Source organism: Xanthomonas sp. BRIP62418, from assembly GCF_003993495.1.
GTDB classification, from domain to species: domain Bacteria; phylum Pseudomonadota; class Gammaproteobacteria; order Xanthomonadales; family Xanthomonadaceae; genus Xanthomonas; species Xanthomonas euroxanthea.
On the sequence record NZ_QEZG01000021.1, the window covers coordinates 80470 to 100361 of the forward strand.

A 19892-nucleotide genomic window follows, 5' to 3' on the forward strand; every position below is an offset into this window, starting at 1 on the left:
GGCTCGCAACGCAGGTCAGTGGCGCAGTTTACCCGCCGGCACCCTGTGCGCCGTCATGCGCGGCCGGTACGTCGGGCGCGGCGGTGGTCGCGGCTGGCCGGGCAGGGCGCAGCAGATGCGTCAACGTGCCGATGCTGTCGGTGATGCGGTCTATGGTGTCGGCCAGTGCGGCGGTGGCCGGCGAGCCGTCGGGCAGGGCCGCCAATGCATCGGACAGCTGGCGCTCGGCGCTGCGCAAGGTGGCCGCGGCGGGAATGCCGCCGTCGAGCAGGCAGGCGATCAGCTCGGACAGCGCCTGGTCGGCCTGTTGCGCGAATGCCGGCAGCGCGTCCAGCGCAGGCAGGGGATGGCCGTCGCGCAGCACCGCCTCCAGCGACAAGGTGGCGCGGATCAGCCGGTTGCCGTTGGCCAGCAACGACTCGGCGAGTTTGAGCTCGTGCAGATTGCGCCGGCTGCGCGGCTCGCCGCGCAGGCGTTCGATCGAGGCCTGCGCATTGGTGCGCGCCACGCGTGCGGCAGCGCGGGTGTCGCCCAGATCCTCCATCCTGCCGAGTAACAGATTGCGCAGATGATCGCGATACGCGCTGAGCAGCTGCGCCAGCGATGCGCGGATGTGCCGGCGCTCGCGCGTGGGCCACAGCGCGTAGGCGATCAGCGCCCAGGCGCTGCCGGCCACCGTCGCCTGCAGGCGCGCACCGATGGCCTCGCCCGGTGCCACGCCCTCGAAGGACAGCAGCAGCACCAGCATGCCGGTCAGGAACGCCACGCCGATGCCGTAGTTCACCTGCGTCAGCAAACGGAAGCCCAGGCAGAACAGTGCCAGCAACGCCAGGCGGACGCTCGCGCCATCCATCGCCAGATGCGCCAGCAAGGTCGCCACCAGCAGGCCGACGAAGGTGCCGGCCACGCGCAGGGCACCGAAGCTGAAGGTGCCGCCGAAATCCGGCTTGAGCACGATCGCGGTGGTCATCGGAATCCAGAAGCCGTGCGGGATCTGCTGCCAGCGCTGGAAGGCGATCGCCAGTGCCAGGCACACGCCGCAGCGCAAGGCATGCCGGAAGGCCACCGAGGACAGATCCAGGTTCGCGCGCAGCGTGGCCCAGGTCGCGGCGGGCCTGAGTGCCGCCGGCAGGCGCGCTTCGGCCAGCTGCGCCTGGATTTCGCCGCGGCTGCTGGCCCAATGCGCGTTGCGGATCAGCGCGCGCAGCTGGCCGCCCAGGCCTTGCGCGCGTGCTACCGCCACCCGCACCAGTCGGCGCTCGCGGGTGTCGGCGTTGTCGTGCTGGAACTGCGCCAGCGCGGCGACCAGATCGTCGAAGCCGGTCATCGAGGCATTGGCGGCGAGCGGGTCTTCGCCCACCGTCATTGCATGCGCGAGCTGTTCCAGCACGATGGCGCTGCGTTCGAGCACGCGCTCGATCGCCGGCCGCGCCTGCGACTCGGTCAGGCGGGTGTCGGCATCGGCCAATGACAGCAGCTCCAGCCGCACGCGCTCGCACAGCTCGGCAATGATGCGGAAGCTCTGCACGGCGATCGCGCGCGAGCGATGCTCGCCATGCAGCATCACCATCGCATCGAGCACTTCCTGGGTGGCCGGCGGCGGGGCGCTGGCTTCCGGACGCTGGCGTGCGATGCCGGCCAGTTGACGCATCAGGTCGGCCAGCGCGAAGCGCTCCGGGCGATAGCGTTGCAGCGGCCAGGCGGCCAACGCCAGCACCACCTGGAGCAGGCCGCCGGCAAAGATCAACGCCGCCACACCCGCTGCCTGCTGCACCGGCAAGCGCATGTCGGCGCTGACCACCAGCAGGATCATGCTGGTCAGCCCTACACGCGCCGCCACCGGGCCGAGCGCCACCAGCAAGCCGCCGCCAAGGCCGAGCAGCAGCCCGGCGATCACCAGGGCCGGCGTGTTGTGGCCGACCCAGATGCCGAGCAACGCGGCCAGACCGGCAGCCAGCGCGGCCATCAGCATGCGTTGCAGGCGCGCGCGATACGGGCCGGGCTGGTCGGTGAACATGGTGTTGAGCGCGCCGGTACACACGGCCAGGCCGGCGGCGACATGCCCGGTGGCCACGCCGACCGCCAGCGGCAGCACCACCGCGGCGGTGTTGCGCAGCGCGACGCGCAGCGGCACGTCGCGCGGTTTGAGGTCGATCAGCGTGCGCAGCATGGCATGCGGCTCAGCGCGGGCACGCAGCGTGGCCGCCGCGCGTGCACGCGGTTGAAACGCAGCACGTTGCGGGCAGTTGCGCCGTCGTTGCAATTGCGCGGCATTACGCTGCCGACGTGACGCACACGCGCGGCCATCGAGCGAACGCGCTCCGAAGACCTGCGCAAGACGTGCCCAGCCGTGCCATACGTCATCGCCCGCTCATGCCTGGACAGTGGCATAGCGCTCCGGCGCAGGATGCAGGTGTCCGCACCGGGTGCAGGTGCGCAGCGCGAGCGAGCGGTAGAAATGATCGAACACCGGCGGAAAATCGGTTTCGATGTCCTGCAGCGGAAACATCGCCTCGTACAGCTTGTGATTGCACTGCGGGCAATACCACTGCAGGCCGTCCTGCTCGTCGGGCAGGCGCTCGCGTTCGATCACCAGGCCGATCGAGCCGGCCGCGCGCTGCGGCGAATGCGGCACCTTGGGCGGCAGCAGGAAGATCTCGCCGGCGCGGATCGGGATGTCGCGTGCCACACCGTCATCCTGCACCTTCAGCACCATCTCGCCTTCGAGCTGGAAGAACCACTCCGGGCCTTCGTCGTAGTGATAGTCGGTGCGCGCATTCGGCCCGCCGACGATCATGATGATGAAGCCGTCCTGCTGGATGCATTTATTGCCCACCGGCGGCTTGAGCAGGTGGCGGTGTTGCTCGATCCAGGCTTGCAGGTTGATCGGCGGGACCAGCATCGACGTTCCTCGGCAAAGAAGACGTCCAGCATAGCCAACCGACGGCGCCGATGGGCGCCGCGGCGGGATGGTGTGCGGGTGCGGCTCAGCGTTCGGCGTGATCGGCCTGGATCTGTGCCAGCGCCGCGTCGTAGCGTTCCTGCAGCAGTTCGGGGCGGTCGATCGACATGCCCAGGTCGTGCGCACGTCCGTCGCGCAGGCTGTAGACCCAGCCATGCACCTGCAGTGCCTGGCCGCGCTCCCAGGCATCGCGCACGATGGTGGTACGGCAGACATTGACCACCTGTTCGAGCACGTTGAGCTCGCACAGGCGCGCGTGCTGGACCGGCAGGTCGCCCGCATCGTGCAGGCAGGCCTCGTGCTTGTCGGCCACATCGGTGACGTGGCGGATCCAGTTGTCGACCAGGCCCATGCGCTTCTGGGTCAGGCTGGCAAACACGCCGCCGCAGCCGTAATGGCCGACCACCAGGATGTGCTTGACCTTGAGCACGTCGACGGCGAACTGGATCACCGACAGGCAGTTCAGATCGGTGTGCACGACCACGTTGGCGATGTTGCGATGGACGAACACCTCGCCCGGCGCCATGTCGATGATCTGGTTGGCCGGCACGCGCGAGTCCGAGCAGCCGATCCACAGATACTCGGGCGTCTGCTGGGTGGACAGCTTGGAGAAGAATTCCGGATCCTCGCGACGGATGCGCTCGGACCAGGCACGGTTGTTTTCAAGCAAATGGTTGAGCTCGTTCATGGGGGCAGTATTCCAGAGGACGAAGGGCAGTGTGTGATCGACAGATGAGCGAAAGGCAGTGATGCGCAAATCGATGCTGTACGGCACTGCTCATGCTGCGCCATCGCGTACCTGCAGGGCATCGCGCATCAGCGATGCCAGCTCGCGGGAGTCGGCGGACGCCTGTTGCTGCAATGCATCGCTCACGGCAGCGACATTACCGGCCGGATGATTCTGGCTGAGCTTGAAGGTCAGCTCGATGCGGCTGGGGACGAAGCGGAAGCCGATCAGGCCGCGCAACTGACGGCGGTGGCTGTCGCGTTCCATCTCGAACAGCCAGTCACTGCCGGCGCGCTGTTCGAAGTGCGCGCTCATGCGGCCGATCAGGTCGCCCAGCGCCGCCTCATCGCTCACCTGCTCGCAGCGTCCATGCAGATGCGCCACCGCGTAGTTCCAGGTCGGCACGCGTGCGGCCGCTTCCTTGTCCGGATACCAGCTCGGCGACACATAGGCGTGCGGGCCCTGCACCACGATTACCGCATCGCCGGGGCTGCGCGCCTGCGGATTGGGGCGCGCCCAGTGGCCTTCGATGACCACTGCCTGCGTCTGGCGTCGGTACAGCACCGGCAGATGCGAGATCGCCGGCTGCCCGTCCTCGCCACCGCTGATCAGGGTGACGAACGGGTCGCGCGCGATCAGCCAGTCCAGCAGTGCCAGATCGGTCTGCGCGAACGCGCGCGGGGCGTACATGTCAGGCGCGACCGCCCAGGGTCAGCACCATGCGTTCGCGCAGGTCGGCATCGTCGTCGCCGCGCGGCGGCGACACCTCGTCGAGCGAGAAGCCACGCATCAGCGCGTCTTCCTCGTCCAGGCCGTCGAGCGCGACGAATTCGGCATCGAACAAGGCCGCACGGGCGCTGTCTTCGCTGTCGTAGGGCAGGATCTTGCCGTCGCTGTCCAGGACTTCGGCGGTACCGGCCTGCTTGACGCGCAGGCGCGCCCAGATCAGCGTGCGGCCGATCGTGGCCAGCCACCACGAATCGTGGTGGTCCTGTGCAGTGTCTTGCGGGGTATTCATGGCATTACCTTGGAAAGCAGGCCGAGCAGGGCCGCCATGCCCAGGCCGAAGAAGATGGTCAGCAGCGACAGCCAGGCGGGTGTGGCCAGACCGGACAGCGCATTGTCGCGGTGGCTGCGGTAGCGCCGTGTCAGCAACCAGCGCAGTGCCGCAGGGCTGATGAAGGCCGGATCGCCGAAGCTGGCCAGCGCCTCGGGATGACGGTCGCGCAGGTGCACCAGCGTCAGTGGCCAGAAGATCAGCAAGGCGGTGAGCCCGGCGACGGCGACGCCGACAAAACACAGTGCGAAGAACAGGGTCATGTGCCCGCCGGCCTCAGTAAGCGTTGCAGAAGTGCTGCGCCAGCCACCGGCGCAGCGATGCTCCACCCTAACGGACGCCTGGCCCGGAGGAGGGCCTGGCGTGCCGTGTCACCCTGCCGCCACGCACCTGGAACCGGAAGCGTGGCTGCCGGCTCGGCTGGCCGGACGCCGCACACGCCTGCCATGCCGAGGCTTGGCAGGGCCGGCGCCAAGGCCGGCGATTGCAGGTGCGGGGCGGCGGCAGCCAGCAGGCGCACGGTCAGAACTCGGCGCTGCCCGGTGCGCGCGGGTAGGGGATGGCGTCGCGGATATTGCTCAGCCCGCACACGTAGACCACCAGGCGCTCGAAGCCCAAGCCGAAGCCGGCATGCGGCACCGAGCCGTAGCGACGGAAATCGCGGTACCAGCCGTAGTGCTCCTGATCCAGGCCGAACTGCGCCATGCGCGCATCCAGCACGTCCAGGCGCTCTTCGCGCTGGCTGCCTCCGATGATCTCGCCGATGCCCGGCGCCAGCACGTCCATCGCCGCGACGGTCTTGCCGTCGTCGTTCAGGCGCATGTAGAAGGCCTTGATGTGCTCGGGGTAGTTGGTCACCACCACCGGGCGGCCGATATGTTCTTCGGTCAGCCAGCGCTCGTGCTCGGTCTGCAGGTCCAGGCCCCATTCGACCGGGAAGTCGAACTTCTTGCCCGAGTTCTGCAGCAGCCTCACCGCCTCGGTGTAGTCGATCTGCTCGAACGGCGCATTGATGAAGGCTTCCAGCTTGCTGATGGCGTTCTTGTCCACGCGCTCGGCCAGGAAGGCCAGATCGTCGCCACGTTCGTCCAGGACGGCGCGGAACAGGTACTTGAGGAACTGTTCGGCCAGGCGCGCGTCTTCGGTCAGGTCGGCGAAGGCGATTTCCGGCTCGATCATCCAGAACTCGGCCAGATGGCGCGTGGTATGGCTGTTCTCGGCGCGGAAGGTCGGGCCGAAGGTGTAGACCTTGCTCAGCGCCAGGCAGTACGCCTCCACGTTGAGCTGGCCGGACACGGTCAGGAAGGTTTCCTTGCCGAAGAAGTCGCGGCTGAAATCCACCGCACCGCTGGCATCGCGCGGCAGGTTCACCATGTCCAGCGTGGAGACGCGGAACATCTGCCCGGCGCCTTCGGCGTCGGAGGTGGTGATGATCGGGGTGCTGATCCAGTTGAAGCCGTTCTGGTGGAAGAAGCGGTGCACCGCCTGCGCCAGGCAGTTGCGGATGCGGGTGACCGCACCGAACAGGTTGGTGCGCGGGCGCAGGTGCGCCACTTCACGCAGGAACTCCGGCGACATCGGCTTGGGCTGGATCGGGTAGGTCAGCGGGTCTTCGACCCAGCCGACGATCTCCACGCCGCTGGCCTGGATCTCGAACGACTGGCCCTTGCCCTGCGACTTCACCAGCACGCCCTTGGCGATCAGCGAGCAGCCGCTGGTCAGGCGCTTGATCTCGTCGAAGTTGGGCAAGGTGTCGTTGGCCACCACCTGGATCGGGGCAAAGCACGAGCCATCGGTCACGTTGATGAAGGCCAGTCCGGCAGATCCGCGCAGCGTGCGCACCCACCCCCGTACCGTGACTTCGCCGCCTTCCGGGAGTTTTCCCGCAAGCGCATGTTCAACGCTGACCACCGTCATGACTTGTCCTCGCCGTAGCGACTTTGAATGGTCTGCGAGTTTACTGGCTGCGGGCGCGCTGGCGCGAGCATCTGAACGGCTTGCCGGTGGTCGCGCTTGTCGACGGCGGGGCATGGCCCCATCTGGGGAACACGTCGTATCAGCGGGTGCAGCCCCGGTCATTGCAGCCTCGCTATACTTGCCACCAGTGTTTCACCATCGTTTTCGGAGCATCTCCCATGGCCATCAGCCTCACCCCCGCCGCGCTGGAGCGCGTGCAGCGTTTCGTGCAGCAGACCCCGGGGACGCTGGGTCTGCGCTTTGGCGTGACCAAGACCGGTTGCTCGGGTTGGGGTCATGTCACCGACCTGGCGCGCGAGAAGCGCGACGACGATGCGGTGTTCGAGCAGCAGGGGGTGCGCATCTTCGTCGACCCGGTCAGCCTGCCGCTGGTCGATGGCACCTGCATCGATTTCGGCAAGCACGGCCTCAGCGAGACCTTCACCTTCAGCAACCCCAATGCGACCGCCGAGTGCGGGTGCGGGGAAAGCTTCACGACCGACGCCGAGCACCGCTGAGCCCGGCTGAGCCAACCGGCACTGGAGTCCCTTCTCCCCTGGGGAGAAGGTGCCCGAAGGGCGGATGAGGGTGCGCCTCAAGCATCTGCCAGTGCCCGGAATGAAAAACGCGTCGCCACGCGCCTTTAAAAGTGACGCTGCGACTACTTCGCCCCGGGCCCTCACCCCCCCCCCTCCCGGCTGGAGAGGGGCGTTGGAATGTCCTCGCTGGGCGGCCGGTTGCGTGCAAACGCCTGAACTGCCATACTTTCCTGCTTCCTGCCCGGTTCCGGGCGGGAACCCTTGCTCCACCGGCCGCCTCGCGCGGGTCACCGGGGAGCTGTCCGGCCCACGTGGCCACATCCGAAAGGTAATACAACATGAGTCGTCATTACGAAGTCGTGTTCCTGGTCCACCCGGATCAGAGCGAGCAGGTCCCGGCCATGATCGAGCGCTACAAGTCGCTGATCGAGGGCGGTAACGGCACCATCCACCGTCTGGAAGACTGGGGCCGTCGTCAGCTGGCCTACCCGATCCAGAACCTGGTGAAGGCGCACTACGTGCTGCTCAACATCGAAGTCGACCAGGCCGTGCTGAGCGAGCTGGTGGAAAGCTTCCGCTTCAACGATGCGGTGCTGCGTCACCTGGTCGTCAAGCGCGACGGCCCGGACACCGAGCAGTCGCTGATCATGAAGAGCAAGGACGAGAAGGGCGACAAGCCCGAGCGTAGCGAGCGTCGTCGTCGTGATGACGATGAGGGCGATGCTGCACCTGCCGCCACCGATACCGACGGCGACAACGCCGAAGCCGCTTAAGGAGCGCTGTCATGTCCAAGTTCTTCCGTCGTCGCAAGTTCTGCAAGTTCACCGCCGAGGGCGTCAAGGAGATCGATTACAAGGATCTCAACACCCTGCGCCAGTACCTCACCGAGAACGGCAAGATCGTGCCGAGCCGCGTGACCGGCACCAAGTCCAAGTACCAGCGTCAGCTGGCCACGGCCGTCAAGCGCTCGCGTTTCCTGGCGCTGATCCCGTACACGGACAATCACGACGTTTAATCCGAGTCGTTGATGTGAGTCCCTCACAAGAGCCCGCACGGTTGTATGTGAGTCCCTCACAAAAGCCCGCACATCCATGTGCGGGTTACTAAAAATATAGAGGCCGGTCATTCGAGATGCGGTGTTGATCGTGCTGTTGCGATTCCCAAATCCCGATTCCCGAATCCCGTCTTTTCGGACAGCAAACGTTGCGTCGGCCAAAGCGCCGGCGCTAACGAATAACGGAGCACCACCATGGATCTGATTCTTCTGCAGAAAGTGACCAACCTCGGCGGCCTGGGCGACAAGGTCAGCGTCAAGCCGGGTTACGGCCGCAACTTCCTTGTGCCGCAGGGCAAGGCCGTGCCGGCCACCGCTGCCAACGTCGAAGCGTTTGAAGCCAAGCGTGCCGATTACGAAGCCAAGGCCAACACCATCCTGGCCGATGCCCAGAGCCGCGCCGGCAAGTTCGAAGGCGCCAGCGTCACCATCGGTGCGCATGCGTCGACCGAAGGCAAGCTGTACGGCTCGGTCGGTCCGCGCGACATCGCCGAGGCGTTCACCGCCGCCGGCCTGCCGCTGGAAAAGAGCGAAGTGATCCTGGGCGAAGGCGCATTCCGCAATGTCGGCGAGTACGACGTCGTGCTGCACCTGCACGCCGATGTGGAAACCTCGGTCAAGGTCATCGTCGAATCCGACGCCTGATCCGCGCTGCACGCTGTATCCGAAGGGCGCCTGGTTGGGCGCCCTTCGTCTTTGTGCGGCCGCGCCAACGATGGCAGGCCCGCTATACTCGTGTTCCATTGCCGGTTCCACGGCCTGCAGATCTTGTGGATCAAGGGCTTAGGTGTCGGCTTCACAGGAAAAAGCGCCTGCCGGCCTCGCCCGTGCGGTGCCCGGAACCTTCAGCCCCATGCGCCTGTCCACGATCAAACTGTCCGGTTTCAAGTCGTTCGTCGACCCGACCACGTTGCACCTGCCCACCAACATGACCGGCATCGTCGGACCCAATGGCTGCGGCAAGTCCAACATCATCGACGCGGTGCGTTGGGTGATGGGCGAAAGTTCGGCCAGCCGCCTGCGCGGCGACTCGCTGACCGACGTGATCTTCTCCGGCTCCTCGGCGCGCAAGCCGGTGTCGCAGGCGACGGTGGAGCTGATCTTCGACAATTCCGATCACACCATCAGCGGCGAGTTCGCCTCGTTCAACGAGATCTCGGTCAAGCGCCTTGTCAGCCGCGACGGCAACAGCGCCTACTACCTCAACGGCACCAAGTGCCGGCGCCGCGACATCACCGACCTGTTCCTGGGCACCGGTCTTGGCCCGCGCAGCTACTCGATCATCGAGCAGGGCATGATCAGCCAGATCATCGAGGCGCGCCCGGAAGACCTGCGCGTGTACCTGGAAGAAGCCGCCGGCATTTCCAAGTACAAGGAGCGCCGCAAGGAAACCGAAACGCGCATCCGGCATACCCGCGAGAATCTCGATCGCCTGGGCGACCTGCGCGAAGAGATCACCAAGCAGCTGGCGCATCTGCAGCGCCAGGCGCGCCAGGCCGAGCAGTATCAGGCCTTGCAGGAAGAGCGCCGGATCAAGGACGCCGAGTGGAAGGCGCTGGAATACCGCGGGCTGGATGGGCGGCTGCAGGGCCTGCGCGAGAAATTGAACCAGGAAGAGACCCGGCTGCAGCAGCTGATCGCCGAACAGCGCGATGCCGAAGCGCGGATCGAAACCGGGCGCGCGCGTCGCGAGGAAGCCGCCGAAGCGGTGGCCAAGGCGCAGGCCGATGTCTATCAGGTCGGTGGTGCGCTGGCGCGCATCGAGCAGCAGATCCAGCACCAGCGCGAGCTCTCGCATCGCCTGCACAAGGCGCGCGACGAGGCGCAGAGCCAACTGCAGGAACTGACCCAGCACATCAGCGGCGACTCGGCCAGGCTGGCGGTGTTGCGCGAGGCGGTGGACGCTGCCGAACCGCAGCTGGAACAGCTGCGCGAAGACCACGAATTCCGCCAGGAGTCGCTACGCGAGGCCGAGGCGCGCCTTGCCGACTGGCAGCAGCGTTGGGAAACCCATAACCGCGACACCGGCGAAGCCTCGCGTGCCGGCGAGGTGGAGCGCACGCGTGTGGATTATCTCGATCGCCAGTCGCTGGAGGCCGAGCGCCGCCGCGAAGCGCTGGTCAACGAGCGCGCCGGGCTGGATCTGGACGCGCTGGCCGAGGCATTCGAGCAGATCGAGCTGCGCCACGAAACCCAGAAGACCTCGCTGGACGGGCTGACCGAACAGGTCGAAGCGCGCAAGCACGCGCTCGGCGGGCTGCAAGAACAACAGCGCGCCAGCCAGGGCGAGCTGGCCGAGGTGCGCAAGCAGGCGCAGGCCGCGCGTGGCCGGCTGTCGTCGCTGGAAACCTTGCAGCAGGCCGCACTCGGCCAGGAGCAGGGTTCGGCGGTGGCGTGGCTGACCTCGCGCGGGCTGGATTCTGCCGCGCGTGTGGGCGAGCGCATCACGGTCGAAAGCGGCTGGGAAAACGCGGTCGAAGGCGCCTTGGGGCAGTTGATCGAAGGCGTGCTGGTGGAGGCGCCCGAACAACTGGTCGATGCGCTGGGCGAATTGGGTGATGGCCGCATCGCGCTGGTGTCCAGTGCCGACGACAACGCGACATTTGCGCCGACCTCGCTGGCGGCCAAGGTGCAGGGGCCGATCGCGATCCGTCGCCTGCTCGCGCGCCTGCACGCGGCCGAGGATCTGGACGCGGCACGCACGCTGCAGCGCAGCCTGCCCGAGGGCGATTCGGTCATCACCCGCAGCGGCGAGCGGCTGGGCGAGGGCTGGGTACGGGTATCGCGTTCCGGCGCCGCCAAGCAGGGCGCCTTGCTGCGCGAGCGCGAGATCCAGGAGCTGCGCGCGCAGATCGAAACGCTGCAGGAGCGCGAAGCCGAGCTTGAACAGCGGCTGGGCAGCTTCCGCGAGCAGCTGCTGGCGGCCGAACAGCAGCGCGAAGATGCGCAGCGCCAGTTGTACATGGCGCATCGCAGCGTGTCCGAACTGGCCGGCCAGCTGCAGAGTCAGCAGGGCAAGGTCGATGCCGCGCGCACGCGCATCGAACGCATCGAAAACGAATTGTCGCAGCTGCTGGAAACGCTGGACACCAGCCGCGAGCAGGCACGCGAGGCACGCGCCAAGCTCGAAGACGCGGTGACCCTGATGGGCGATCTGCAAGGGACCCGCGAGGCGCTGGAGAACGAACGCCGCCAGCTCACCGATGCGCGCGACCAGGCCCGCGATGCCGCACGTGGCGTGCGCGATGCGATGCACGCATTGGCGCTCACGCTGGAATCGCAACGCACCCAGATCACCTCGCTGAGCCAGACGCTGGAGCGCATGGACAGCCAGCGCGGCCAGCTCGATACGCGCCTTGAGGATCTGGTCGCCCAGCTCAGCGACGGCGACTCGCCGGTGGAAACGCTGGAACACGAGCATCAGGCCGCCTTGAGCGAGCGTGTGCGTACCGAGCGCGTGCTGAGCGAGGCGCGCACGATGCTGGAGAGCATCGATGGCGAACTGCGCAGCTACGAGCAGACCCGTCAGCAACGCGACGAACAGGCGCTGGCCCAGCGCGAGCGCATCTCGCAGCGCAAGCTCGATCAGCAGGCGCTGGTGCTCAGCGCAGAGCAATTGGAGGCCGCCGTGGTGAAAGCCGGCTTCGTGCTCGAGGACGTGGTCAATGGATTGCCGGAAGCAGCGAACGTGGCCGAGTGGGAAGCGGCAGTCGGCCAGATCGACGGGCGCATGCGGCGGCTGGAGCCGGTCAACCTGGCCGCGATCCAGGAGTACGGCGAGGCTGCGCAGCGTTCGGAATATCTGGACGCACAGAACCTGGATCTCAACACTGCACTGGAGACGCTGGAAGAGGCGATCCGCAAGATCGACCGCGAAACCCGCGGCCGCTTCAAGGACACCTTCGATCGGGTCAATTCCGGCGTCCAGGCGCTGTATCCGCGCCTGTTCGGCGGTGGGCACGCCTATCTGGAGCTCACCGGCGAAGACCTGCTCGATACCGGCGTGACCATCATGGCGCGCCCACCGGGCAAGCGCGTGTCCAGCATTTCGCTGCTGTCCGGTGGCGAGAAGGCGATGACCGCGGTGGCGCTGGTGTTTGCGATCTTCCAGCTCAATCCGGCGCCGTTCTGCCTGCTCGACGAGGTGGACGCACCGCTGGACGAAGCCAATGTCGGCCGCCTGGCCAACATGGTGCGGGAAATGAGCGAGAAGGTGCAGTTCCTGTTCGTCAGTCACAACAAGGCAACGATGGAGGCGGCGCGTCAGCTCTCGGGCGTGACCATGCGCGAGCCGGGCGTCAGCCGCCTGGTCAGCGTGGACCTGGAAGAGGCCGCACGTTTGGCGGGTGCGGCATGACGTGCCATGCTTGTTGGAATATCGACACCTGTCACTCTTATGCGGAGGCACGCTGAATGTCCGACATGGCCATGATCCGGATCGGGATCCTGATCGCTGGACTGCTGCTGGTCGCGGCCATCTTCCTGTTTGGTCGCCCGAAAAAATCGCCGCAAGGCCGCCGGGTCGACAAGGACGACGGGCAGCCGCGCGAGCGCCGCGAGCCGGTCATTTCCGGCGAGCCCGGCGTGGAGGGCGACCCGTTCGCGCGCAGTGAAGGCGCCGAGCAAAGCGAACTGAACCTGGACGATGCCGATGCGGCCGGCGGCAACGATGTCGGCAAGCGCCCGAACCAGGATTTCGACAAGATCGTGTCGCTGTTCGTGGCCGCCAAGGCCGGCCAGGTCCTGCGCGGCGAAGACATTGTCGTCGCTGCCGAGAAGACCGGGCTGGTATTCGGGCACATGAATGTGTTCCACCGCCTGGTGGAAGGGCATCCGGAGCGCGGGCCGATCTTCAGCATGGCCAGCATCCTCAAGCCCGGCAGTTTCGACATGGCCAACATCCGCGAGATGCAGACCCCGGCGATTGCGTTCTTCCTCACCTTGCCGGCGCCGATGACCGCGCTGGATGCCTGGGAAAAGATGCTGCCGACCGTGCAGCGCATGGCCGAACTGCTCGACGGCGTGGTGCTGGACGACAGCCGCAATGCGCTGGGCCGTCAACGGGTGGCGCATATCCGCGACGAGCTGCGCGCCTACGACCGCCAGCACCAGGCCCCGCCGCTGACCAAGTCGCCGCGCTGGTGAGTTCCCTCTCCCGCAGGAGAGGGCATCAAAGCCACTCTCCTGCGGGAGAGGAGTTGGGGTGAGGGCACCGGGCGAAGCCCTGGGGTAGTTGGACGGCACAAGGCTTCGCTTGCACCCTCATCCGCCCCTTCGGGGCACCTTCTCCCGAGGGGAGAAGGGATGACCACCCAGCGCCGTGCGCTCAGCGCTTCGCCTTGGCAAAGGCCTCGCGAAACCGCAGCATCTCCGCCTCGGTGCCGACGCTCACACGCACGCGCTTGGGCCAGATCGGCCAGCTGCGGCCGACGATGACGCCTTGTTTCTGCATCGAATCGGCGAACACGCCGGCGTCGCGCTTGACGTCGAGCAGGAAGCAGTTGGCCTGCGTGGGCAGGCAGGTGTAGCCCTTGGTCTTGAGCCAGGCGATGGTGTCGTCGCGCACGCGGGCGTTTTCCGCGCGACGGGTCTGCACCAGTTGCGGGTCGCGCAGGCTGGCGATGCCGGCGGCCATTGCCGGGACCGAGAGCGGGTTGCTGCCCAGGCTGGCGAGCTTGGTCTGCAGCCCCGGCGGCGCCAGCGCGGCGCCCAGGCGCAGGCCGGCCATGCCGTAGAGCTTGGAGAAGCTGCGCAGCACGATCAGGTCCTGGCGCTGACGCACCAGGTCGGCCACAGACGGCTCGTTGCTGTAGTGGATATACGCTTCGTCGACCACCAGCACGGCGCTGGCCGGCTTGTTGGCCAGCAGCCACTCGATATCGGCGCGCGGGGTGATGGCGCCGCTGGCGTTGCCGGGATTGCACAGGTAGATCAGGCCAGCAGTCGGGTCGGCCTTGGCCATTGCCTTGACGTCGTGGGCGCCGTCGGCCCGTAACGGCACCTTGCGTACCGGCACGCCGCGGGCATTCGCGCTGTCGACGATCGGATCGAAGCTCGGGTCGGCCACCACCAGCCCGGCACGCGCCGAGGTGAACAGGCTGCCGGCACGATTCAGCGCGTCCCTGGACCCGGGAAAGAACGCCAGATGGTCGCCGGGCAGCTGTAGCTCGCCGGTCATCAGATTGCGCAGGTCCTGCTCCATCTCGACCTGATAGCGGCCCGCGCGTGCCAGCAAGCGGGTTGCGGCATCCAGTGCGGCCGGTGCGGGGCCAAGCGGATGCTCGTTGAGGTTGAGAAACACCGCGCCCGCTGCCGGCGCCACGCCGGGCTTGGCCGGCGCAGCCGCGCGTTTGCGGGCTGCCTCGGCCGCAGGGGGCAGCCCCAGTGCGGAAACTGCCACGCCAACGCTGGCGAGGCTGAGAAACGAACGGCGCGAGACAGGCAACGACACGGGTAAGCTCCAGGCGAGCAGGCAAAGAGGGCGCCACGCTAGCGGGTTTGCGCCTGTCTGCCTATCGGGAAAATCGCTGCAGGGCTCGCTGTCGCACGGTTTGCCAGCTGCCGGGCCGCACTTGCACCCCGGCATGGCCCGTTAGAATGGGCGGCCCAGAGCCAGCCCAGCGATCGCATGACTGTCAGCCCGGACCCCGCGCAGCGTATCGACGCCCTGCGTCATCGTATCGAGGACGCCAACTACCGCTATCACGTGCTCGACGAGCCGCAGATGGCCGACGTCGACTACGACCGCCTGATGCGTGAACTGGAGGCATTGGAGGCCGCGCATCCGGAGCTGGCCAGCGCCGATTCGCCGACCCAGCGCGTTGGCCACCTGGCCGCCTCGCGCTTTGCCGAAGTGCGGCACGCCTTGCCGATGCTGTCGTTGGGCAATGCCTTCAGCGACGAGGAAGTGACCGAGTTCGTGCGGCGCATCAGCGAGCGGCTGGAGGTGAAGCAGCCGCTGTTCTCGGCCGAGCCCAAGCTCGATGGCCTGGCGATCAGCCTGCGCTACGAAAACGGCGAGTTCGTGCAGGGCGCAACGCGCGGCGACGGCGCCACCGGCGAGGATGTCAGCGCCAATCTGCGCACCGTCAAGGCGATTCCGCTGCGCCTGCGTGGCGCGGGCTGGCCGCAGGTGCTGGAAGTGCGCGGCGAGGTGTACATGCCGCGCGCCGCCTTCGAAACCTACAACGCGCAGATGCGCCTGCACGGCGGCAAGGTGCTGGCCAATCCGCGCAATGGCGCCGCCGGTTCGCTGCGCCAGCTGGACGCGCGCATCACGGCGCAGCGCCCGCTGAGTTTCTTTGCCTACGGCGTGGGCGAAGTGAGCGAAGGTGCGTTGCCGCAGACGCATTCGGCAATCCTGGCGCAGTTGCGCACGTGGGGTTTCCCGGTCAGCGCCCTGGTCGAGGTGGTGCAGGGCAGCGCGGGCCTGCTGGCCTACTACCAGCGCATCGGTGAAGCGCGCGATGGCTTGCCCTTCGACATCGATGGCGTGGTGTACAAGCTCGACGATCTGGCCGGCCAGCGCGAGATGGGCTTTGTCGCGCGCGCGCCACGCTGGGCGATTGCACACAAGTTCCCGGCGCAGGAGCAGTCCACCACGGTGGAGGCAATCGAGATCCAGATCGGCCGCACCGGTGCGGCCACGCCGGTGGCGCGGCTGAAGCCGGTGCACGTGGCCGGGGTGATCGTCACCAATGCCACCTTGCACAACGCCGACCAGATCGCGCGGCTGGATGTGCGCGTGGGCGATACCGTGATCGTGCGGCGTGCCGGCGATGTGATTCCGGAGGTGGCCGGCGTGGTCGCCGATCAACGGCCACCCGGCACCCAGCCATGGCAGATGCCCACGCAATGCCCGGTGTGCGGGTCGGAGGTCGTGCGCGAGGAGGGCGAGGCGGTGTGGCGCTGCTCCGGCGAGCTGACCTGCCCGGCGCAGCGCAAGGAAGCGTTCCGGCATTTCGTCTCGCGCCGCGCGATGGATGTCGATGGCCTGGGCGAGAAATTCATCGAGGTGCTGGTCGATAGCGGTGTGGTGCAGGGCGTGGCCGACCTGTATCTGCTCACCGTGGACCAGCTGCTGCAACTGCGCCTGATCAGCACCGCCGAGAGCCCGCATGCGTTCCTGCGCGAGGCGCGCGAGCATCTGGCCAGCGGTGCGTATGGCCAGCTGGAAACCACCGTGGTCGGCATCGGTGTGGACCTGGCCGGTGAGCGCGAGGTGCCGCACACCTGGCAGGCGGACCTGTTGCGCGCCGGCCTGCCGGCGTTCGACTGGAATCGCAAGAAGATCGCCACCAAGTGGGCGGAAAACCTGATCGCGGCGATCGCGCAATCGCGCGATACCACGTTGGAGCGTTTCCTGTTCGCGCTGGGTATCGAGCATGTCGGCGAAAGCACCGCCAAGGCCTTGGCGGCGTGGTTCGGCGATCTGGAACTGATCCGCCATCTGCCGTGGCCGCTGTTCAAGCGCGTGCCGGACATCGGTGGCGAGGTGGCGCGTTCGCTCGGGCACTTCCTCGACCAGCCCGGCAATCAGCAGGCCATCGACGACCTGCTGCAGCGTGGCGTGCGCATCGGCGATGCGCATCCGCCATCGCCCAAGCTGCGCGAGGCGCTGAGCTTTGCCAGCGTGCTGGAAGACATGGATATCCCCAAGGTGACGCCGGTGCGTGCGCAGCAACTGGCTGCCGCGGTGGCCTCGTTCGATGCGCTGCGCAGCGCCGGGTCCGATGCCTTGTTGCAGGCTGGCGTTCCCGCGCCGGTGGTGGCGTCGCTGCTGCAATGGCTGGAGCGGCCGGAAAATGCGGCCCTGGCCAGCGCCGCGCAACAGGCGATGGAAACGGTGCTGTCGCGTCTGCCCGCAGCCGATGCGCTGCAAACGGGCCCGCTCGACGGCCAGACCGTGGTGATCACCGGCACCCTGGCTGCGCTCACCCGCGATGCGGCCAAGCAACGGCTGGAGGCGCTGGGCGCCAAGGTCGCCGGCAGCGTCTCCAAGAAAACCGCGTTTCTGGTGGCCGGCGAAGAGGCCGGGTCCAAGCTCGACAAGGCGCAGTCGCTGGGTGTGGAGATCTGGGATGAGGCGCGCTTGCTGGCCTTCCTCGGCGAGCACGGCCAGCAGCCATGAATGCAGCACAGGTCGACCTGGCCGCGTTGCGGTTACGCGCGCGGCTCAATGCGCTGATCCGCGATTTCTTCGCCGAGCGCGACGTGCTGGAAGTGGAGACGCCGGTGCTGTCGGAGGCAGGCAACACCGAGCCGAATATCGACAGTTTCAGCACGCGCTTCAGCGGCCATGTCGATGCCGGCGCGCCAGTGCGTTGGCTGCGCACCTCGCCGGAATATCCGCTCAAGCGGCTGCTGGCCGCCGGTGTGGGCGATTGCTACGAGCTGGGGCGGGTGTTTCGTAATGGCGAGGCCGGCGGCCGCCACAATCCCGAGTTCAGCATGCTCGAGTGGTACCGGGTGGGCTGGGACGATCGCGCGCTGGCGCAGGAAACCATCGCGCTGGTGCGCCGCGCGCTTGCGCTGGTCGGGCGCCAGGCGCAGGTGAAAGTACTGAGCTATCGCGCGCTGTTCGTGCAGGCACTGGGCATCGACCCGTTGCGCGACCCGATCGAAACGCTGCGCGCACCGCTGCACGATGTGGCGATCGATCCGGAGGGCCTGACCCGCGACGATTGGCTGGATCTGCTGATGACCCATCGGCTCCAGCCGGGCTTTGCCAGCGACACGCTGACCGTGGTGCACGACTGGCCGGCCAGCCAATGCGCATTGGCGCGCATCCGCCACGACGACCCGCCGGTGGCCGAACGCTTCGAGCTGTATCTGGGCGCTTACGAGGTGGCCAATGGGTACCACGAGCTCAACGATGCGCACGAGCAGCGTGCGCGTTTCATGCGCGACAACGCGGTGCGTGCGGCGCGCGGATTGCCGCAGCTGCCGGTGGATGAGCGGCTGCTGACAGTGCTGTCGCAACTGCCCGATTGCGCCGGGGTGGCGGTCGGCGTGGACCGGCTGTTGATGGCCATGCGCGACACCACGCAGATTGCCGATGTGCTGGCCTTCGCGTTCGCCCGCGCCTGACCCCGGCAAGGCCCGCACCGGCCACTGCGTGGCATCGTCGCGCACGGTGCGCCCCGCTGCCATCCCGCTGTCATGTCCCCCGTATTGCTATCTTCACATCGATGATGCTCTCATCGTGGCGTCCACGGGGGGCGCGGCGCAGAGTGTGTTTGGGTGAGGATTGTCGGCATGAAGTGGCTGATCAGCTTATGCGGTTTGTGGTGCGTGCCGCTGCTGATGCTCGCCGATGCGCGCGCGGTCGATCGCGTCTCCGGCGTGGTGCGCTGCGAGTCCAAGGACATGGCACGCGTGCATTGCGCGATGGATACCGAACATGGCGTGCAACTGGTGCGCCAGCTGTCCGAAACCAGTTGCATCCGCGGCAGCGAGTGGGATGTCGAACGCGATGGCGTGTGGGTCGAACAGGGCTGCCGTGCGGAGTTTGCCAGCGCGCGCGCGTCGCATGCCCCGCAGATGCGCCGCGTGGTGCGCTGCGATTCCAACGGCGGCAAGGTGGTCTGCCCGGTGGTGCTGCGTGGTGCGCCAGTGCGCTTGCTGCGCCAGCGCTCTGTCTGGCCGTGCAAGGAAGGCCGCAGCTGGGGCGCGCGCCGTAACGAAATCTGGGTCTCGCGCGGCTGCGATGGCGAATTCGAAGTCGCTGCCGAGGACGGTTCCGGCTTCGTGGCAGTGCCGCGCATGGTGACCTGCGAATCGAAAAAGGGCGCACGTCGCACCTGCGGCGTCTCGGTGGAGCGCCGGGTGCGTGTGGGCCGGCAGCTCTCCAAAAAGGAATGCGTGGAAGGCCAGACCTGGGGCTGGAGCCGCGACGGCGTCTGGGTCAACGATGGCTGCCGCGCCGAGTTCATCGTCGACTGAGAGAATTGATCAACAACTCAAGCCCTCGGTTGTCTTGAGAGGATTGAGCGGGTTGCGGATTTACCGGCTGTAGCGCGGACGATCTGCGGCTTGGCCGCAGGACTCTTGCCCGCCCACCATCGCAGGACACGCCGCAAGTACGTCCTTGTAGGCTCTTACGCGGCATCCCTGCCGCGTAAGGTCCCGCGACGGTGAGCGGGCAAAGGACCGGTCGAGAGGGTCGGTGTGCATTGGAGAGCAGTGCTGAATGCGCCTCGTCTGATCATGAAGCATCGGCCCCAGGTCTGATGCAGACCGCACGACAGACAGCTTTTCAGATGAGCGCCGACCACCTGTCTGGCGCGGTGTCCTTGCCGGTTGCGGGACCGTGTGGCGGCATGAATGCCGCCACCGAGCCCCCCAGGGATGGATTCACGGCGTGTCCCTTAGGCGGTGAGGGCACCGCGCCCTCGACGCTGTCAGTTTGCTGCAGGGTCCTTGCCCGCCCACCCTCGCGGGACACGCCGCAAGTACGTCCTTGTAGGCACCGGCGCGGCATCCATGCCGCTAAGGGTCCCGCGACGGTGAGCGGGCAAGGACCAGTCGAGATGGTCGGTGTGCATGGGAAGAGCAGTGCTGGAAGCGCCTCGTTTGATCATGAGCAACGGTTCCAC

The 19892-nt window shown here is 67.1% G+C and carries 17 protein-coding genes; 9 read left to right on the top strand and 8 right to left on the bottom strand.

Annotation, left to right across the window (positions count from 1 at the left end; all coding sequences use genetic code 11):
* Nucleotides 1-28: 28 nt before the first annotated feature.
* The 7 genes from EO174_RS01555 to asnS form a co-directional block, all read right to left on the bottom strand.
* Nucleotides 29-2170 carry an FUSC family protein gene (locus EO174_RS01555; protein WP_104648438.1) on the bottom strand — a complete coding sequence of 714 codons (2142 nt, stop codon included), beginning with the start codon at nucleotides 2168-2170 and terminating at the stop codon, nucleotides 29-31.
* Between the two features lie 201 nt (nucleotides 2171-2371).
* A complete protein-coding gene (locus tag EO174_RS01560; RefSeq protein ID WP_126941784.1) occupies nucleotides 2372-2902 on the bottom strand; it encodes a 3-hydroxyanthranilate 3,4-dioxygenase in 531 nt (176 codons plus the stop codon).
* A gap of 85 nt (nucleotides 2903-2987) precedes the next feature.
* On the bottom strand, nucleotides 2988-3650 hold the full coding sequence (gene can, locus EO174_RS01565; protein WP_104648440.1) for a carbonate dehydratase: 663 nt from the start codon (nucleotides 3648-3650) through the stop codon (nucleotides 2988-2990).
* A gap of 90 nt (nucleotides 3651-3740) precedes the next feature.
* Nucleotides 3741-4379 carry an FMN-binding negative transcriptional regulator gene (locus tag EO174_RS01570; RefSeq protein ID WP_126941786.1) on the bottom strand — a complete coding sequence of 213 codons (639 nt, stop codon included), beginning with the start codon at nucleotides 4377-4379 and terminating at the stop codon, nucleotides 3741-3743.
* 1 nt (nucleotide 4380) lies between these two features.
* On the bottom strand, nucleotides 4381-4707 hold the full coding sequence (locus EO174_RS01575) for a hypothetical protein (protein WP_104648442.1): 327 nt from the start codon (nucleotides 4705-4707) through the stop codon (nucleotides 4381-4383).
* Entirely contained in the window at nucleotides 4704-5009 is a 306-nt protein-coding gene (locus tag EO174_RS01580) for a hypothetical protein (RefSeq protein ID WP_104582804.1), read from the bottom strand. Before EO174_RS01580 ends, EO174_RS01575 begins: the two co-directional genes overlap by 4 nt.
* A gap of 259 nt (nucleotides 5010-5268) precedes the next feature.
* On the bottom strand, nucleotides 5269-6663 hold the full coding sequence (gene asnS / locus EO174_RS01590) for an asparagine--tRNA ligase (protein WP_126941790.1): 1395 nt from the start codon (nucleotides 6661-6663) through the stop codon (nucleotides 5269-5271).
* 218 nt (nucleotides 6664-6881) lie between these two features.
* On the opposite strand from asnS, the gene EO174_RS01595 reads away from it, so the two are divergent.
* The 6 genes from EO174_RS01595 to zipA all read left to right on the top strand — a co-directional run bounded on the left by EO174_RS01595 (nucleotide 6882) and on the right by zipA (nucleotide 13440).
* Complete coding sequence (locus tag EO174_RS01595) at nucleotides 6882-7220, top strand: iron-sulfur cluster assembly accessory protein (protein WP_126941792.1); 339 nt, start codon at nucleotides 6882-6884, stop codon at nucleotides 7218-7220.
* A 359-nt stretch (nucleotides 7221-7579) separates the two neighbouring features.
* Nucleotides 7580-8014: a 30S ribosomal protein S6 gene (rpsF, locus tag EO174_RS01605; protein ID WP_006451585.1), complete on the top strand. Its 435-nt coding sequence runs from the start codon at nucleotides 7580-7582 to the stop codon at nucleotides 8012-8014.
* Between the two features lie 11 nt (nucleotides 8015-8025).
* On the top strand, nucleotides 8026-8256 hold the full coding sequence (gene rpsR, locus EO174_RS01610; RefSeq protein ID WP_005991243.1) for a 30S ribosomal protein S18: 231 nt from the start codon (nucleotides 8026-8028) through the stop codon (nucleotides 8254-8256).
* Between the two features lie 234 nt (nucleotides 8257-8490).
* Complete coding sequence (gene rplI, locus EO174_RS01615; protein WP_016904199.1) at nucleotides 8491-8940, top strand: 50S ribosomal protein L9; 450 nt, start codon at nucleotides 8491-8493, stop codon at nucleotides 8938-8940.
* A gap of 208 nt (nucleotides 8941-9148) precedes the next feature.
* Nucleotides 9149-12652: a chromosome segregation protein SMC gene (smc, locus tag EO174_RS01620; RefSeq protein ID WP_126941794.1), complete on the top strand. Its 3504-nt coding sequence runs from the start codon at nucleotides 9149-9151 to the stop codon at nucleotides 12650-12652.
* A gap of 56 nt (nucleotides 12653-12708) precedes the next feature.
* Complete coding sequence (gene zipA / locus EO174_RS01625; RefSeq protein ID WP_104648445.1) at nucleotides 12709-13440, top strand: cell division protein ZipA; 732 nt, start codon at nucleotides 12709-12711, stop codon at nucleotides 13438-13440.
* A 181-nt stretch (nucleotides 13441-13621) separates the two neighbouring features.
* Here the strand turns inward: zipA and EO174_RS01630 are convergent, their stop codons facing one another.
* A complete protein-coding gene (locus EO174_RS01630; protein WP_126941796.1) occupies nucleotides 13622-14746 on the bottom strand; it encodes a pyridoxal phosphate-dependent aminotransferase in 1125 nt (374 codons plus the stop codon).
* A 177-nt stretch (nucleotides 14747-14923) separates the two neighbouring features.
* On the opposite strand from EO174_RS01630, the gene ligA reads away from it, so the two are divergent.
* The 3 genes from ligA to EO174_RS01645 all read left to right on the top strand — a co-directional run bounded on the left by ligA (nucleotide 14924) and on the right by EO174_RS01645 (nucleotide 19239).
* A complete protein-coding gene (gene ligA / locus EO174_RS01635) occupies nucleotides 14924-17425 on the top strand; it encodes an NAD-dependent DNA ligase LigA (RefSeq protein WP_126941798.1) in 2502 nt (833 codons plus the stop codon).
* Nucleotides 17422-18384: an EF-P lysine aminoacylase EpmA gene (gene epmA, locus EO174_RS01640; RefSeq protein ID WP_126941800.1), complete on the top strand. Its 963-nt coding sequence runs from the start codon at nucleotides 17422-17424 to the stop codon at nucleotides 18382-18384. The genes ligA and epmA overlap by 4 nt, the downstream gene beginning before the upstream one ends.
* A 168-nt stretch (nucleotides 18385-18552) precedes the next feature.
* Nucleotides 18553-19239, top strand: coding sequence for a DUF3011 domain-containing protein (locus EO174_RS01645; RefSeq protein ID WP_104582813.1), 687 nt, complete (start codon nucleotides 18553-18555; stop codon nucleotides 19237-19239).
* Nucleotides 19240-19892 lie beyond the last annotated feature (653 nt).

Excerpts from the sequence above, each read along its gene's own strand:
- EO174_RS01555 (WP_104648438.1), bottom strand. The coding sequence starts at position 2,170 with ATGCTGCGCACGCTGATCGACCTCAAACCGCGCGACGTGCCGCTGCGC.
- EO174_RS01560 (WP_126941784.1), bottom strand. The coding sequence starts at position 2,902 with ATGCTGGTCCCGCCGATCAACCTGCAAGCCTGGATCGAGCAACACCGC.
- can (WP_104648440.1), bottom strand. The coding sequence starts at position 3,650 with ATGAACGAGCTCAACCATTTGCTTGAAAACAACCGTGCCTGGTCCGAG.
- EO174_RS01570 (WP_126941786.1), bottom strand. The coding sequence starts at position 4,379 with ATGTACGCCCCGCGCGCGTTCGCGCAGACCGATCTGGCACTGCTGGAC.
- EO174_RS01575 (WP_104648442.1), bottom strand. The coding sequence starts at position 4,707 with ATGAATACCCCGCAAGACACTGCACAGGACCACCACGATTCGTGGTGG.
- EO174_RS01580 (WP_104582804.1), bottom strand. The coding sequence starts at position 5,009 with ATGACCCTGTTCTTCGCACTGTGTTTTGTCGGCGTCGCCGTCGCCGGG.
- asnS (WP_126941790.1), bottom strand. The coding sequence starts at position 6,663 with ATGACGGTGGTCAGCGTTGAACATGCGCTTGCGGGAAAACTCCCGGAA.
- EO174_RS01595 (WP_126941792.1), top strand. The coding sequence starts at position 6,882 with ATGGCCATCAGCCTCACCCCCGCCGCGCTGGAGCGCGTGCAGCGTTTC.
- rpsF (WP_006451585.1), top strand. The coding sequence starts at position 7,580 with ATGAGTCGTCATTACGAAGTCGTGTTCCTGGTCCACCCGGATCAGAGC.
- rpsR (WP_005991243.1), top strand. The coding sequence starts at position 8,026 with ATGTCCAAGTTCTTCCGTCGTCGCAAGTTCTGCAAGTTCACCGCCGAG.
- rplI (WP_016904199.1), top strand. The coding sequence starts at position 8,491 with ATGGATCTGATTCTTCTGCAGAAAGTGACCAACCTCGGCGGCCTGGGC.
- smc (WP_126941794.1), top strand. The coding sequence starts at position 9,149 with ATGCGCCTGTCCACGATCAAACTGTCCGGTTTCAAGTCGTTCGTCGAC.
- zipA (WP_104648445.1), top strand. The coding sequence starts at position 12,709 with ATGTCCGACATGGCCATGATCCGGATCGGGATCCTGATCGCTGGACTG.
- ligA (WP_126941798.1), top strand. The coding sequence starts at position 14,924 with ATGACTGTCAGCCCGGACCCCGCGCAGCGTATCGACGCCCTGCGTCAT.
- epmA (WP_126941800.1), top strand. The coding sequence starts at position 17,422 with ATGAATGCAGCACAGGTCGACCTGGCCGCGTTGCGGTTACGCGCGCGG.
- EO174_RS01645 (WP_104582813.1), top strand. The coding sequence starts at position 18,553 with ATGAAGTGGCTGATCAGCTTATGCGGTTTGTGGTGCGTGCCGCTGCTG.